The following is a 13,670-nucleotide window of genomic DNA, read 5'->3' on the forward strand; positions in this document are numbered from 1 at the left end:
GCATAGCCGGACCTCGCACTGCCATTTTCAGACATCATTGCGCGATTGGCGGCAGATTTCCAGCCTGGAATGACTCTACTCTGCTGCCCTCATCTCGCCGTGACCAGCATCAGCCCATTTTTCTTTGGGAATGGTCATCAGATTGGTGCGAAACTGGGCCGTGCATTCCTGCCATGAAAAGCCTTCCGCGAACTTGCGGCAGCCTGCACGGTCGATTTTCAGAGCTTCCAAAGCGGCGCTGCGCAAATCTTCCGAAAGAACACCATGCGGTGATTGGCCGATAATGTCGGCGGGGCCGGGCACAGGAAACGCCGCAACAGGTGTTCCACAGGCCAACGCTTCAAGAATCACCAGCCCGAATGTGTCAAACCGCGATGGAAATACAAAAACATCAGCGGCGGAAAAATGCCGTGCCAGATCCTCGCCGGTGCGATAGCCAGTGAAATGGACTGCTGGATATCTGGTTTTCAGTGCTCCAAGCTGCGGCCCATCGCCGACGACCAGTTTTGTGCCGGGCAAATCCAGATCAAGAAACGCCTCCAGGTTTTTCTCCCGGGCAACGCGGCCCAGATACAGAAATATCGGGCGTGGCAAATCCAGAAAGTCCTTGTCGAACTGCGGGTCATCGCGACAGGGGTAAAAGGCCTTGGCATCGACCGCGCGGCCCCATGCCGCGATGTTGTGAAAACCACGCTCATCCAGCTGTTCTTCCAGCGTTTTTGTCTGCACCATGATGCGGTTGCCACCATTGTGAAACCAGCGCTGGACCGCATAGGCGAAGTCGATGCCACCGCCGATGCGCTTTTCCAGATAGTCACCATATTTGGTGTGAAACGATGTGGTGAATGGCAGTCCGCGTTTGCGGCAGTAATTTCGTGCTGCCAAGCCAATCGGGCCTTCCACAGGCACATGAATGGCGTCGGGCTGATAGTCCTCTATGATCCGGCCAATCTTGTGCCCGGGTGCCACCGCCAGGCGCACTTCCTTGTATCCCGGTGCAGGAACAGTGGGAAACATTCCGGGTTCAATAATTTTCACATCATCGCCACCTTCCCGCAACAAGCGGGCGGTAGTGTCGAAAACCCGCACCACACCGTTGATTTGCGGATGCCATGCATCGGTTGCGATCAGAATGCGCATGTTTTTACGACCTTTCAGTTCAACCATTGCGTTGTCGTATTGGTGGAGAATGCTACATCAGGTTTCAGCGGTGTGAGTTTTATGGAGCCGGGAATCACATGAAGGTTATTGTGCTTGGGGGGGATGGCTTTTGCGGATGGGCAACAAGCCTGCATCTGGCAGCAGAAGGCCATGAAGTTACTATTGTTGATAATCTGGTTCGCCGCCAGACCGATGTGGAACTTGGCGTCCAGAGCCTGACCCCGATCCGTTCGATTGAGGAGAGACTGGCCGCCTGGCGCGAAACCCGAAACGCCCCGATCGACTTTGTGCAACTGGACGTTGCCAAAGACTATGACAGGTTGGAGGCGCTGTTTGCGAGCATTCAGCCGAATGCGATTGTGCATTTTGCCGAACAACGTGCAGCGCCGTATTCCATGAAATCGCCTCGGCACAAGCGTTACACCGTGGACAATAATGTCAATGCCACGAATGCTGTCCTGTGCGCGATGGTTGAGGCGGTTCCCGATGCTCATCTGGTTCATTTAGGGACCATGGGGGTCTACGGCTACGGCAAGTCGAAAGGCATGACCATACCGGAAGGTTACATTGATGCGACGTTGCGCTCTCATGGTGCGCAGGCCGATGTCGAAATTCTGTATCCAGTTGATCCCGGTTCAATTTACCACATGACCAAGACACTGGATCAACTTCTCTTCCTTTACTATGCGAAGAATGACAGTTTGAAGATAACCGACCTGCATCAGGGAATTGTCTGGGGAACATCCACACCCGAGACTGATCTGGATGAGCGGCTGGTCAATCGTTTCGACTATGATGGTGACTATGGCACCGTGCTGAACCGGTTCTTAATGCAGGCGGCGATTGGCCATCCGCTCACGGTGCACGGCACGGGCGGGCAGACACGGGCCTTCATTCATATTCGGGATACAATTCAATGTATTGCGCTGGCACTCAAATCACCGCCGGAGCGGGGAGAGCGGGTGCGAATCATGAATCAGATGACGGAAACGCACCGGGTGCGTGACCTTGCCGCGCTGATTGCCGGGCTGACCGGTGTTCCGGTGGAGCAATTGGACAATCCGCGCAGGGAAATGCCGGAAAATGATTTGAAAGTTGCCAACAATTCGCTGTTGAAACTGGGGCTTGAGCCGACGCGACTGTCGCAGGGGCTGCTTTCGGAAGTTGTCGAGGTTGCCACCCGGTATCGCCACCGCTGCGATACAAGCAAGATTGTCTGCTCAAGCCTGTGGGTCAGGCCACAGGCAGCGGAGTAGGCGGATTGAATAAAATGGCCGGAAAGCGATGAGCTTTCCGGCCGGATAATTCACAGAAAAGTGCGTTTCAGTTCAGGCAGCGGCCTTGGCGCGCTCAATGGTCTGAATAACCTCAAATCCTTCAAACTCCGGATGGCCGGCAAAAAGCGGCTTGGACGAAGGCGCGCCGCGATGAGCGGTGCGGAAGGCTTCGGACTTGGTCCAGTTTTCGAAATCCGCCTTGGTGGCCCAGATGGTGTGAGACGAATACAGGGTGTAATCGTCGCGCTCAGGGCCTCTCAGCAGGTGAAACTCCACGAAACCCGGCAGGTCGGCCAGTTGCGAGTCGCGGTTGAGCCAGACGGCTTCGAAATCTGCCTCCGAGCCTTTGTTGACCTTGAAGCGATTCATGGCGATGAACATTGATGAAACTCCAGTTAAGCTAGCGTGTTGAAAGCCATTTCTGTTTGTATGCATTTGAATGGAAATGGCTTTGTTTCTGGTTCTGGCGAAATTTTCCGAACTTACTTCTTTGGTACGCCCAGCTTGAAGCTGACGCCAAACTTCGCTTCGAAACCCGGTGCGGCGGCCACATCGATGCTTGGGCCACCAGTATACTGCACATAGTCAAGGTCGAAGACATTTTTCAACGAAACGTCAAATCGTGTGTCTTCATTGGGTTCGTAGGCCAGGAAAAGGTCTACAAGATTGTAGGTGGAAGTGGCCATGGCCGGATCGCTGACATCGTTGACGCTTTTGGCATTAACCCACCGCCAGCGTGCGCCGTACGACAAACGGTCTTCGAGCGCGCGGAAGCCGATTGTCGTGGCCACCGTGGCAGGGAAAATACTGTCCAGCGGGTTGCCGGTTTCCTTGTCTTCGCCTTGCGTGTAGGTGCCTGCAACGCTGGTGAAGCCCCAGCCCCAGTCATAAGCGGCTTCAATTTCGGCACCGCGAATGCGCGCTTCATTGATGTTGACATAGGTTACCGCGTCCATCGGCAGACGGGCAAAGCAACGGCCGAATGGCCCAGGCGCAACACATGGGTTCAGCACACCCGGCCGGTCAATCGACTCCATGTCGATGAAGTCGTCCACATCATTCTGGAAAATGGCAAGCTTGGCGCGGAATGCATCGCCGTCCTGCAGAATATCATCATAGGAAAGGTTGATACCACCTTCCCAGGTGCGGCCAACTTCCGGCTTCAACGCCGGGTTGGGCAGAAACTCGAAGGCAGCCGGCGCTGGATGGAAGCCGGAAACCAGGGCTTCGGAAAGCGTGGGCGCGCGCAGCCCCTCTGCATAGAGGCCATAAACCTGAAAGCCCTGAATCGGGGTTACGCCAAGGCTGACTTTTGGAGAAAACCGCTCTCCCTTATTGTCGGGATTGGCCGCGCTTGAAAGGTCATAATGGTCGAAGCGACCACCGACCGTGAAGTCGATGAGGTCTTCATACTCAAACAGTGCCTGCACAAAGCCGCCATACAAAGTGCGCTCACCCGCCGGGTTGAACAGCGGTGTTGTGTCATAATCACTGGAGGTTTTTACATTGTCCTGAAACGCGTCCACACCGTAAGTCAGTGTTGTGCTGACGGTCGGCGACACATCGAATATCGACGAATTGTAGACATCAAACCCCGTGGTGGCGATGTCGACGGCGCGCCGATCGCCGGAACCATCCTGCAATTTCTGCCGGTAGTCCGTTTCGGTGCGATAAATGTTCAGGTTCAGGTCGACAAGCTGGGAATCAACGGGGTTGAACGTGTAGCCCAGCCGGTAGATGCTGTTGGTCACGTCGGTGTCACGTGGATCGCCACCGGCAGTCGCGGAATCAAATGTCGTGTCGTAGAGAATGCCGGCCAGTTCAAACTGGTGGCCCTCGGCTGGGCGGAAACGGGCCTTGAGCAAACCGCTCTGCACGTCAAAGCCGCTGTTGTCCACGGTGTTTCCCGCACCGTCATTGTAGTCGTTGTTCCGGCGCAACGCGAAGGCGCCGTAGATATCGGCATTGTCTGTCAGATAAGTGCCGGCCTCCAGATTGACCAGGCCGTTTGGCCCGTTGGTGCCGATGGTCGTGCCAAACCGCATGGCGGACTGTTCGTCCGGGTTCACCAGATCGTCAATACCCAAGGTGCGCATGGCAACTACGCCACCAATTGCGCCTGAACCATAGGCATTGGCAATCGGGCCGCGGATAACATCCACCCCTGCCAGAAGCGAGGGCTCAACATAGAAAGAGCCGCCCGCATTGTGCCCTGTGACCTGAAAGTTCTGGCGCGCACCGTCGATCATGACATTGACCCGGCCCGAATCCTGCAGGCCGCGGATATTGACCGAGGTTGCCGGGTCATCATCATATGGCGCAACAGACACGCCGGGAATGGTGGCCAGAACCTCATCAATCCGGTTCGGGTTGAAGCGCTCTATCTCGCTGCGCGTAACAATCGAAACGCCACCCAGAGTTTCAATCGGGCTTTGCAGACGGCGGTCTGAAAGAACGGAAACTTCATCCAGTTCAATCGTGCCGCTTGCGGCGCTGGGCGTCGCCACAGCCTGCGCCTGAGCATAAGCGGCGGGTGTCAGAGCCAAAGAGGCGGCGGTGAGCAACAGGGCGCGATAAAGCGCCTGAACGCGATTTTTGCACAGCATGACAGAACTTCGTTTTTCGAGTGAAGGGCTGGCTGGCGGATCGCGATTTTTAGCTGGCGACTCTTGCTGGCTGGCCACTATGAGAAATTTTTAATAGCGACTTGCCAGCGCTAAATATTATGATATTCGCAGTCAACTTTAATTCGCTAATTCAGCCAAGCGAACGTCATGAATGCGGCTTTGGCGCAACAGTTCGCCGGCCGGTATCGAGCGGGGATAACGCTATGACAGACGGGGATTCCAGGAATTTGCCATCACGGCAAAGCAGCCAGTTGGCCGGTTCCGACTCACAGCCGATTGACAGCCAATTGCTGTTTTCCAAAGGCCGTGAGGTTTTGATTTCGCATGAAGACAGCCTTTACCGGCTGCGTTTGACATCCAACAACAAGCTGATTTTGACCAAGTAGGGGTGGTTCGATGCGACACAATCCTGTTTCCCTGCTGTGCATGGCATGGCTTGTTCTTGCCGGTCCGGCCGCTGCTGTCGATGTGCAGGACGCCCATGATCGTGCGGTGAGCGTCACTGACGCTTCGCGCATTGTTTCCATTGGTGGTCCGGTGACAGAAATTCTCTACGCGCTCGGCGTAGGTGACAATGTGATTGCGCGCGACACCACATCGGTGTTCCCTGCCCAAGCACTGGAAAAGCCTGATGTCGGATATATGCGTGCCCTGTCGGCTGAAGGCGTGCTTTCGCTTGAGCCGACGCTGGTTCTGGCGGTTGACGGCTCCGGCCCGCAAGATGTGATCGAACAGCTCGAAGGCGCACAAGTTGCCTTTGTGAACATTCCCGACAGTCCTTCACCACAGGGCGTGGCAGACAAAATTCGCGCGGTGGCCCTGGCCGTGGGCAAGGTTGCCGAAGGTGAACAACTGGCACAGGCCGTGCTGGCTGATTTCGCCGCGCTGGATGAGGCGCTGAGCAATGTAGACAAGCCCGCGCGCGCCATATTTGTTCTGGGAATAACAAGCGGCTCGCCAATGATCGGCGGCACTGGCACATCGGCCGACGGTGTGTTGAAGCTGGCGCGCGCTGAAAATGTGTTGTCAGACATGAACGGCTTTAAACCCGGCTCTCCGGAGGCCATTCTGACAGCGCAGCCGGACGTTGTGGTGACCATGAACTCGCAGGCGCACGGGCTGACGAAACTGTCGGAAAACCCGGTATTTGCAGCCACGCCAGCCGGTCAGAACGAACGGGTCATCGGCATGGATGGCAGCTACCTGCTCGGCTTTGGCCCCCGGGCTGCGCATGCCGTGCGGGATCTGGCAGCTTCGCTCTATCCGGATATCAACATTCCGCAATTGCCGGACCGGCCATGGGTTGGGCCGATTGCTGAATGAGCGCGTCGACAGCAGGACAGCCGCAAATGACCACGCTCACCATTGCCGGAGATCGCACTGGGCTTGGCCGCCTGGTGATTATCATCTGCGCGGTTCTAACGGTGGTTTCCGCCTTGGCGTCATTGGCACTGGGCGCAGCCGGTATGAGCGTTGCCGATGTGCTGCACGTTCTGCAAACCGGCATGTTTGGTGACCGGGCAACTCTCAGTCCGGCGGCCGCGGCCATTGTGCTGGATATCCGTCTGCCACGGGTGTGCATGGCGCTGGCTGTGGGTGCGGCTCTGGCCCTGTCGGGTGCCATGATGCAGGGGCTTTTTCGCAATCCGCTGGCGGATCCGGGGCTGGTTGGTGTTTCCTCCGGCGCAGCGCTGGCTGCTGTCACCATTATCGTTCTGGGCGCCCATCTTGCCCCCGTGCTGCCGGAATTTCTGATGCGGCATCTTTTGCCCTTTGGCGCCTTTGCCGGAGCCATGGCGTCCACTGCGCTGATATACCGGCTTTCCACCGTGGATGGGCGCACATCAATTGCCACCATGCTGCTGATTGGCATTGCCCTGGGCGCGCTGGCCGGCGCCATAACCGGCATTTTGACCTTCATTTCTGACGATCAGCAGTTGCGGCAACTGACGTTCTGGTCGATGGGCGGTCTAAGCGGTGCCACTTGGGGCAAACTGCTGGCGGTTCTGCCTTTGATGCTGCCGGCATTTCTGGCTGCACCGTTTCTGGCAAAAGCGCTCAACCGCATGGCGATGGGAGAGTCGGAAGCTTTTCATCTGGGTGTTTCCGTGCAGTGGATGAAGCGGATCTGCATTCTGATCATTGCGGCAGCCGTCGGCTCTGCGGTTTCAGTGTCCGGCACAATTGGTTTTGTCGGCCTGGTCGCCCCACACCTGATCCGCACACTTATCGGACCTGACCATCGTTCATTGTTGCCGGCAGCGGCCTTGTTTGGTGCAGCATTGCTGGCAGCGGCAGACCTGGTGGCTCGCACCATTGTTGCGCCTGCCGAATTGCCGATCGGCATATTAACCGCGATCATTGGCGCTCCGTTTTTTCTTTACCTTTTGATGGGTCGTCGAAAAATGGGTCTGATGTGATGCTGGCTGCCAAATCGTTGCACAAGCGGCTGGGCGAGCGAGACATTCTTGCCGATGTCAGCGTTACGGTCCGGCCCGGTGAATTTGTTGCCATCATCGGCGCAAATGGCGCGGGCAAATCGACATTGATGAAAATTCTGTCGGGTGAACTCGCTGCCGACAGCGGTACGGTGCATTTGCTGGGTGAGGATGTTGCATCCACGTCGGCATCACGACTGGCGGCCATGCGTGCGGTCGTGCCACAATCTGCCGAAATGGCTTTTCCCTTCACCGCCTATGAGATTGTTAGGCTGGGCGCTGAGGCGGGTGGAGCATTGAACGCACAACACCCGCAAATCTGCCTGGCTGCGCTGGAGCAGGTGGACCTTGCAGCGATGGCCGGGCGCCTGGTGCCGACCCTGTCGGGAGGCGAGGCGCAAAGAGTCTATCTGGCCCGCGCCATTGCCCAGCTCATGGCAATGAAGGGAGCCCAGAGGTTTCTTTTCATGGATGAACCAACATCCAGTCTCGACCTGCAACACCAGGTTCACGCCATTCGCATAGGGCGAAAACTGGCAGGGCAGGGCGTGGGGGTTCTAGCCATTCTGCACGATCTCAACCTTGCATCGCTGGCGGCAACGCGCATCGTGGCACTTTGTGATGGCAAGGTTATTGCCGACGGTGAACCGGCAAAGGTGGTCGACGACACGCTGATCCGCCGTCTTTACAACATTGATATTGGCGTTAACGCCACACCCGGACCTGACAAACCGTTTGTTCTGCCGCAAGCCGCCACTGAAAGGTGAGCGCCTGCATGGCGCGGAATTAAACTCTCACGGTTTCGTGTAATGCACCGAATTTAAAACTTTTGGTTGTATTTACCGTCGATAATGCAATCTGAGCATTGGATTCAGAAGACGGGAATGACAAACATGTTCAAATGGGTAAAGCATATCTGCGCGAGCGGTATTCTTGCATCGGCGCTGATCGCCAGCCCCGCATTGGCGCAAAGCTGCGGTAATGATGCTTCCGGTTTCAACAATTGGCTGGCCGCTTACAAAACCAACGCCCCTGCCAGGGGAATTTCCAACCGCACAGCCAATGCGGCTTTGAACGGCGTGACCTACAATTCGGAAGTCATTCGGCTGGATCGCAATCAGCGCTCATTCCGACTGTCGCTGGACGAGTTCATGAAGCGTCGTGCGCCACCCTCATTTGTGCAGCGTGGCAAATCCATCATGCAGCAAAATGCCCGGCTGCTGAACGCGATTGAAAAACAATATGGCGTGCCAAAGGAAATTCTTGTCGCCATCTGGGGCATGGAAACCGGTTTTGGCGCCAATTCCGGCAACATGAATATTTTCCGGTCTTTGGCGACGTTGGCTTATGATTGCCGCCGGTCGGAATTTTTCACCGCTGAACTGGATGCCGCGTTGATGATTGTCCAGCGTGGTGACAAACGCCCAGAAGACATGAAGGGCGCATGGGCAGGCGAAATTGGTCAGACGCAGTTTCTCGCAACCAATTATCTGAAATATGCGGTGGATTTTGATGGGGATGGCCGCCGGGATCTGATCCGCTCCCGGCCGGATGTTCTGGCATCCACTGCCAACTTCCTGCGGCAGCATGGCTGGCGGCCAGGGGCTGGATACATGGAAGGCCAGCCCAACTTCGCCAGGCTGCGTGACTGGAACCGGGCCGGTGTCTACCAGAAGGCGCTTGCGCTTTTTGCCAGCCAGCTTGCTCAATAGCGACACGAAACTTTTCTGACGACAGGCGGTGACGAAGTTTTGACTAAAAATGCGAATTTTTTTCGCATTCAAGTCAACTTTTCACCGCCTTCGCGCGTTGTCCTACACAATCTAGTCTATTGTCGTATTCAGGATGAACCTATGTCGGATCAAGTAAAATTTTCGATGACACCCGCTATAGAAAGTGATTTTGCAACGCTTGATACTCTAACGCATGCTGCCGATTGTCTCAGAGACCGGCATTCGGAAGCAGCACTGCTCGTCGACAAGGCGGCAGAAAAAATTCTTCGCAAAATAGAACTGGCTTGCGAAACACTTGGTGTAGAGCTGGAGCGTCTTCCGGCCGTTCAGGAACGCCGTGGCCTTTCGCTCGTGTCCATTAATTCTGCCATCAGCGCAGACAGATAAGATCGGGCTTGAACTTGTTTCCTTTCAAGCCTCCTCTGCCGAGGGCAGCCTTTTGCGCTCAGCGGCAAAACTGGTTCCTGAGCCTGATCGCCTGATGGGGCGAGCATTGTTCTGGAACATTTCCATGTCTGCGAATTTTCGTGTTTGACAATCCCGGCGCTATGTCGGAAGGGCTTTCCTTCAGTTTCAAGTGCAACAGCCTTTCCCGGCCAGTCGGGTGGGTGGGGGCCGTGTTGCAGTGCGGAGGCGAATATTCATGTCGAACTACAGCGATGTTGCAGGTTTGAAGGTTGCTCAAGAGCTGAAGACCTTTGCCGAAACAGAAGCCCTGCCGGGAACAGGCATCAGCGCAGATGCTTTCTGGACCGGGCTTGCAGCGATTTTGAATGACCTGGCCCCCCGCAACAAGGAATTGCTGGCTGTTCGCACCGACCTGCAAAAACAGGTTGATGCCTGGTGCCGCCAGGCAAAGGGTGGAGCTGTGGATGGAGAAGCCTACGAGAAATTTCTCCGTGAGATTGGTTACATTGTTGCGGAAGGCGGCGCGTTCAGCGTTGAAACCGCCAATGTGGATGCTGAAATAGCCTCCATAGCCGGGCCGCAGCTTGTGGTGCCCGTCATGAATGCGCGTTATGCGCTGAACGCTGCCAACGGCCGCTGGGGTTCGCTCTATGACGCGCTGTACGGCACCGACGCAATCAGCGAGGCGGATGGAGCGGAAAAGGGCCGGGGCTACAATCCAAAACGCGGGGAAAAGGTTATTGCCTGGGCGCGTGATTTTCTGGATCAGTCGGTGCCGCTAGCCAATGCATCCTGGAAGGATGCGCAAGGCTTTTCAATTGCAAATGGCACTTTGACGGTTGCTCTTGCATCCGGCAGCACCGGGCTGAAAAGCCCGCAGCAATTTGCCGGCTATCGCGGCACGCCTGATGCCGCAACCAATCTGCTGTTCGTGACCAATGGCCTGCACAGCGATGTGGTCATCGACCGCACATCCACCATTGGTGCTGGCGATGCAGCGGGCATTAGCGACGTTGTGCTGGAAAGCGCTGTCACGACAATTCAGGATTGTGAGGATTCAGTCGCTGCGGTTGATGCCGAAGACAAGGTGGTTGTTTATCGCAACTGGCTTGGCCTGATGAAGGGCGACTTGTCGGAAACCTTCGAAAAAGGCGGGCAGACGGTTAACCGTACGCTCAACCCGGACCGGGAATATGTTGCGCCCAATGGCGAAAAGCTTGTTCTGCCTGGCCGTTCCCTGATGCTGATCCGCAATGTCGGTCACTTGATGACCAATCCCGCGGTGCTGCTGGCTGATGGGTCGGAAGCGCCGGAGGGCATCCTGGATGCAGTTTTCACATCCCTGATTGCCATGCATGATCTGAAAAGAAGCGGAGCCGTCAATTCTCGCGCCGGCTCTGTCTACATCGTCAAGCCAAAGATGCACGGACCTGACGAAGTGGCGTTTTCAGACCAGTTGTTCAGCCGTGTGGAACAATTGCTCGGGCTTTCGCCCAACACCCTGAAAATGGGCATTATGGACGAAGAGCGCCGCACGACGGTGAATTTGAAGGAATGTATCCGCGCCGCCAAAAAGCGCGTTGTGTTCATCAACACCGGTTTTCTGGACCGCACGGGTGATGAGATGCATTCCTCGATGGAACTCGGGCCGATGATCCGTAAGGGCGATATGAAAGCATCGACCTGGATCAAGGCCTATGAGGATCGCAATGTCGATACCGGTCTTGCCTGCGGGTTGAAGGGCCATGCACAGATTGGCAAGGGAATGTGGGCGATGCCGGATCTGATGGCGGCGATGCTTGAGCAGAAAATCGGCCATCCCAAAGCCGGCGCCAACACAGCATGGGTTCCTTCTCCCACTGCCGCAACGTTGCACGCCACCCACTACCATCAGGTTTCCGTGGCAGATCGGCAGGCAGAACTGGAGGGCAAAAGCCGCACCACTCTTGCCGATATTCTGACAATTCCGGTTGCCGTTCGGCCAAACTGGACACCGGAAGATGTGCAGGCCGAACTGGATAACAATGCGCAGGGCATACTGGGCTATGTTGTGCGCTGGGTTAACTCCGGCGTTGGTTGTTCAAAGGTGCCGGACATCAACAATGTCGGCCTGATGGAAGACCGGGCGACCTGCCGCATTTCGTCGCAGCACATGGCCAATTGGCTGCATCATGGCGTGGTCACCGAGGCTCAGGTGCTGGAAACAATGCAGCGCATGGCCAAGGTTGTTGACGAGCAGAACGCGGGTGATGACAGCTACGAGCCGATGGCACCGAACTACGATCAGTCAATTGCGTTTCAGGCTGCGCTTGATCTTGTGATCAAGGGGCGGGAACAGCCGAATGGCTACACGGAGCCGGTTCTTCACCGTCGCCGCCTGGAAAAAAAGGCGCAAGCGGCTGGCCTCTGAAGTGTTGCGCCGCCGTAGAAGCGAAATCGCTGCAACGGCACAAGAGCATTGAGCCTTTGCAGTAATTTGAGTTACCCTCTCTGCCATAATTGGTGGGGAGGGTATTATGAATGTTAAGATCATTCCGACACTGCGCTACAGAGATCCGCAGACAGCCATAGACTGGCTGACGGAAATTCTGGGCTTCTCGGCAGAAATGGTGATGGAGGATGAAGACGGCGCGATCGCTCATGCCGAACTTTCCTTTGATGGCAGTATGATCATGCTGGGCGCGGTGCGGGATGACGCATTTGGCGAAACGCAGGTCACCCCGGATGAGGCGGGTGGTGTAACGCAAAGCGCCTATATCATCGTTCAGAACCCCGATGCTCTCTATGAGCGTGTGGTTGCTTCTGGCGCGGAAGTAGTGTTCCCACTGCACGACAAACCCTATGGCAGCCGCGAATTTTCCTGCCGGGATTTTGAAGGGCATTTGTGGAATTTCGGAACCTACAATCCCTTTGTATCCTAGGGAGTTTCAGGCAATCCTTCGATTGCCTGAGATTTGGCTCTTTGTCCGTCGCTGAAACGGAAATGATTCAGCGGCAACCGCTTCATGCAGTTTGCCGGGTATAAAAATAGCCGGACACCTCCCCCGAAGTGCCCGGCTATGGCGGTCCCCCGCCTTGAAACTGTCCAGCCTTGCCAGAACCTGCGTTTAGCTGGCCTTGCGCTGCTGGCTTTCGGCAACGCGCTTCTGCTTCAGCGTTTCGCCCGGCATCAGAACAATGACCCGCGCCTTCAGCGGCACACGCTCATAAAGATCAAGCGCATCCTGATTCATCAGCCGGATGCAGCCGGAGGATACGGATTTGCCTATCGACCACCATTCCGGCGTGCCGTGTAGACGGTACAGCGTGTCCTTGTTGCCCTGCCACAGGTAAACCGCGCGTGCCCCAAGCGGGTTCTGCAGGCCAGGATTCATGCCCACTTCATTGCCATAGGGAGCCAGTTCCGGCCGCCGCTCGATCATTTCCTTGGGCGGAAACCATTTTGGCCAATGCTGCTTGTCGCGCACATAGGCTTCACCAGACCAGGAAAACCCGGCCTTCCCGATGCCGATGCCGTAACGCATGGCTGTGCCGCGCGATTCAACGACGTAAAGAAAATGGCTGCCGGTATCGACAATAACGGTACCCGCCGGAAAGCCTTCACCGTTGTAGACCACGCGCTGACGCAGAAACTTCGGGTCAATTTTCTCGACCGGAATGGCTGGCAGGTTGAAGCCACCATCCTGAACGGCTGCGTAGCTCAGTACATCAACCGGCCCGAGCGGTCCGCCAGAAAGCACCGAATTTTCCGAAGCAAAGGCCGTCGCTACAGGAGAGCCGCCGGGATTGATCGAGGCACGATCGCCCGTCGTGTTGCAGCCTGCGAGCCCAAGGGCCATGAAGGCAACGGCCAGCGGGAGAAAGACTTGACGTGAATACATTAAATTGGGTCCAAAACTGGCAGCCGGCAGGCTGGAATCAGGCGATTCGGCGCTTACCTGATGATTTATCGATAATTTGTTCGAATGGCCCTGACAATTGGTTCATTGATAACCGAAGATGGTTAACGAACTCTTGTTGCACCTG

The 13,670-nt window shown here is 56.2% G+C and carries 13 protein-coding genes; 9 read left to right on the forward strand and 4 right to left on the reverse strand.

Annotated features, from left to right (window positions below):
- Window positions 1-75: 75 nt before the first annotated feature.
- Complete coding sequence (locus FPY71_RS16400) at window positions 76-1,167, reverse strand: glycosyltransferase family 4 protein (RefSeq protein WP_246160641.1); 1,092 nt, start codon at window positions 1,165-1,167, stop codon at window positions 76-78.
- Window positions 1,168-1,238: 71 nt separating this feature from the next.
- Here FPY71_RS16400 and FPY71_RS16405 point away from each other — a divergent pair, with 71 nt between their 5' ends.
- Window positions 1,239-2,417: an NAD-dependent epimerase/dehydratase family protein gene (locus FPY71_RS16405; RefSeq protein ID WP_149301417.1), complete on the forward strand. Its 1,179-nt coding sequence runs from the start codon at window positions 1,239-1,241 to the stop codon at window positions 2,415-2,417.
- A gap of 72 nt (window positions 2,418-2,489) precedes the next feature.
- Here the strand turns inward: FPY71_RS16405 and hmuQ are convergent, their stop codons facing one another.
- Both hmuQ and FPY71_RS16415 read right to left on the reverse strand, forming a co-directional pair.
- Window positions 2,490-2,819 carry a heme-degrading protein HmuQ gene (hmuQ, locus tag FPY71_RS16410; RefSeq protein WP_149301418.1) on the reverse strand — a complete coding sequence of 110 codons (330 nt, stop codon included), beginning with the start codon at window positions 2,817-2,819 and terminating at the stop codon, window positions 2,490-2,492.
- A 101-nt stretch (window positions 2,820-2,920) separates the two neighbouring features.
- Entirely contained in the window at window positions 2,921-5,044 is a 2,124-nt protein-coding gene (locus FPY71_RS16415) for a TonB-dependent hemoglobin/transferrin/lactoferrin family receptor (RefSeq protein ID WP_149301419.1), read from the reverse strand.
- A 224-nt stretch (window positions 5,045-5,268) separates the two neighbouring features.
- Here FPY71_RS16415 and hemP point away from each other — a divergent pair, with 224 nt between their 5' ends.
- The 8 genes from hemP (at window position 5,269) to FPY71_RS16455 (ending at window position 12,565) form a co-directional block, all read left to right on the forward strand.
- Window positions 5,269-5,451 (forward strand): hemin uptake protein HemP, encoded by a 183-nt coding sequence (gene hemP / locus FPY71_RS16420; protein ID WP_149301420.1) that lies wholly within the window; start codon window positions 5,269-5,271, stop codon window positions 5,449-5,451.
- A gap of 10 nt (window positions 5,452-5,461) precedes the next feature.
- Window positions 5,462-6,388, forward strand: a complete 927-nt coding sequence (locus FPY71_RS16425; RefSeq protein ID WP_149301421.1) for a heme/hemin ABC transporter substrate-binding protein — start codon at window positions 5,462-5,464, stop codon at window positions 6,386-6,388.
- 26 nt (window positions 6,389-6,414) lie between these two features.
- On the forward strand, window positions 6,415-7,485 hold the full coding sequence (locus FPY71_RS16430) for a FecCD family ABC transporter permease (protein WP_188052389.1): 1,071 nt from the start codon (window positions 6,415-6,417) through the stop codon (window positions 7,483-7,485).
- A complete protein-coding gene (locus FPY71_RS16435; RefSeq protein WP_149301423.1) occupies window positions 7,485-8,270 on the forward strand; it encodes a heme ABC transporter ATP-binding protein in 786 nt (261 codons plus the stop codon). The genes FPY71_RS16430 and FPY71_RS16435 overlap by 1 nt, the downstream gene beginning before the upstream one ends.
- 117 nt (window positions 8,271-8,387) lie before the next feature.
- The gene (locus tag FPY71_RS16440; protein WP_246160643.1) at window positions 8,388-9,215 is read left to right on the forward strand and encodes a lytic murein transglycosylase; all 828 of its coding nucleotides are present in this window, start codon (window positions 8,388-8,390) and stop codon (window positions 9,213-9,215) included.
- Between the two features lie 141 nt (window positions 9,216-9,356).
- A complete protein-coding gene (locus FPY71_RS16445) occupies window positions 9,357-9,623 on the forward strand; it encodes a hypothetical protein (RefSeq protein ID WP_149301424.1) in 267 nt (88 codons plus the stop codon).
- Window positions 9,624-9,879: 256 nt separating this feature from the next.
- On the forward strand, window positions 9,880-12,054 hold the full coding sequence (locus FPY71_RS16450; protein ID WP_149301425.1) for a malate synthase G: 2,175 nt from the start codon (window positions 9,880-9,882) through the stop codon (window positions 12,052-12,054).
- A 106-nt stretch (window positions 12,055-12,160) separates the two neighbouring features.
- The gene (locus tag FPY71_RS16455) at window positions 12,161-12,565 is read left to right on the forward strand and encodes a VOC family protein (protein ID WP_149301426.1); all 405 of its coding nucleotides are present in this window, start codon (window positions 12,161-12,163) and stop codon (window positions 12,563-12,565) included.
- Window positions 12,566-12,751: 186 nt separating this feature from the next.
- On the opposite strand, the gene FPY71_RS16460 is transcribed toward FPY71_RS16455, so the two are convergent.
- Window positions 12,752-13,525, reverse strand: a complete 774-nt coding sequence (locus FPY71_RS16460) for a L,D-transpeptidase (protein ID WP_188052391.1) — start codon at window positions 13,523-13,525, stop codon at window positions 12,752-12,754.
- Window positions 13,526-13,670: the final 145 nt, after the last annotated feature.

The sequence above is a fragment of the Aureimonas fodinaquatilis genome (assembly GCF_008369445.1).
Classification (GTDB): Bacteria; Pseudomonadota; Alphaproteobacteria; order Rhizobiales; family Rhizobiaceae; genus Aureimonas; species Aureimonas fodinaquatilis.

Coding starts and splice junctions, on each gene's coding strand:
- FPY71_RS16400 (WP_246160641.1), bottom strand. CDS start 1,167: ATGGTTGAACTGAAAGGTCGTAAAAACATGCGCATTCTGATCGCAACC.
- FPY71_RS16405 (WP_149301417.1), top strand. CDS start 1,239: ATGAAGGTTATTGTGCTTGGGGGGGATGGCTTTTGCGGATGGGCAACA.
- hmuQ (WP_149301418.1), bottom strand. CDS start 2,819: ATGTTCATCGCCATGAATCGCTTCAAGGTCAACAAAGGCTCGGAGGCA.
- FPY71_RS16415 (WP_149301419.1), bottom strand. CDS start 5,044: ATGCTGTGCAAAAATCGCGTTCAGGCGCTTTATCGCGCCCTGTTGCTC.
- hemP (WP_149301420.1), top strand. CDS start 5,269: ATGACAGACGGGGATTCCAGGAATTTGCCATCACGGCAAAGCAGCCAG.
- FPY71_RS16425 (WP_149301421.1), top strand. CDS start 5,462: ATGCGACACAATCCTGTTTCCCTGCTGTGCATGGCATGGCTTGTTCTT.
- FPY71_RS16430 (WP_188052389.1), top strand. CDS start 6,415: ATGACCACGCTCACCATTGCCGGAGATCGCACTGGGCTTGGCCGCCTG.
- FPY71_RS16435 (WP_149301423.1), top strand. CDS start 7,485: ATGCTGGCTGCCAAATCGTTGCACAAGCGGCTGGGCGAGCGAGACATT.
- FPY71_RS16440 (WP_246160643.1), top strand. CDS start 8,388: ATGACAAACATGTTCAAATGGGTAAAGCATATCTGCGCGAGCGGTATT.
- FPY71_RS16445 (WP_149301424.1), top strand. CDS start 9,357: ATGTCGGATCAAGTAAAATTTTCGATGACACCCGCTATAGAAAGTGAT.
- FPY71_RS16450 (WP_149301425.1), top strand. CDS start 9,880: ATGTCGAACTACAGCGATGTTGCAGGTTTGAAGGTTGCTCAAGAGCTG.
- FPY71_RS16455 (WP_149301426.1), top strand. CDS start 12,161: ATGAATGTTAAGATCATTCCGACACTGCGCTACAGAGATCCGCAGACA.
- FPY71_RS16460 (WP_188052391.1), bottom strand. CDS start 13,525: ATGTATTCACGTCAAGTCTTTCTCCCGCTGGCCGTTGCCTTCATGGCC.